At 42.6% G+C, this 237-nt stretch carries 1 protein-coding gene; it reads left to right on the top strand.

The features are described from left to right. Nucleotides 1–237 (top strand): hypothetical protein (locus ACPYOJ_RS36745; protein ID WP_481420597.1); only part of this gene is annotated, 237 nt, incomplete at both ends.

Here is a 237-nt window from a genome sequence, read left to right as displayed (position 1 = left end):
AGGAAAGCCAGACCATCAGGAGCCTTTGATTAAAGGAAGTCTGGAGGAAAAATTAAAGCTATACGGAACCTTCCCTGATAAAGGTGTTTTAAAAAGCTACTCGGCTAGAAATACAGTTCCCGGATTTTTTATGATGATGTTTGCCGGTGCCATGTCCGGGCTGTTGGGAATAGGATCCGGAGCATTGAAAGTTCTGGCAATGGACAATATGATGAAACTGCCTTTTAAGGTTTCAAC

The sequence above is a fragment of the Rhizobium sp. SVR5-9E genome (assembly GCF_056755095.1).
This window is presented reverse-complemented; position numbering and strand designations above follow the sequence as displayed.